The sequence below is a fragment of the Vibrio sp. 10N.286.49.E11 genome (genome assembly GCF_041469505.1).
Lineage (GTDB): Bacteria > Pseudomonadota > Gammaproteobacteria > Enterobacterales > Vibrionaceae > Vibrio > Vibrio crassostreae_C.
Window position 1 is genome coordinate 1 of sequence record NZ_JBFRKQ010000008.1, and the last position, 405, is coordinate 405.

Consider the following 405-nt stretch of genomic DNA (forward strand, 5'->3'; position numbering starts at 1 on the left):
AGCAAATCTTTATAGTCATATCGAATATTGGTGCTTCAATAAGACGTTGTATAAGTGGTGGCTACTGCGGGATTTGAACCTGCGACCCCATCATTATGAGTGATGTGCTCTAACCAACTGAGCTAAGTAGCCAATAATAAATCTAATCGATTCACTATTTGTTCTCTAATGAAAGAGAAATAATGGTGCGGTCGGAGAGACTTGAACTCTCACACCTCTCGGCGCCAGAACCTAAATCTGGTGCGTCTACCAATTCCGCCACGACCGCAGCAAATCTTTTACTCTAGCGAAGAGTATAGTTAAGAAGACTTATGGTTTGTCTAAGTAACGTTGTAATGGCTGGGCTACCTGGATTCGAACCAGGGAATGCTGGCATCAAAAGCCAGTGCCTTACCGCTTGGCGAT

2 tRNA genes are annotated in these 405 nt (G+C 44.0%); both read right to left on the reverse strand.

From position 1 onward, the window contains the following. Positions 1-55 precede the first annotated feature (55 nt). A tRNA-Met gene (locus tag AB4167_RS02205) sits at positions 56-132 on the reverse strand. 51 nt (positions 133-183) lie between these two features. Beyond that, positions 184-268: transfer RNA gene (locus AB4167_RS02210), tRNA-Leu, on the reverse strand. Positions 269-405 lie beyond the last annotated feature (137 nt).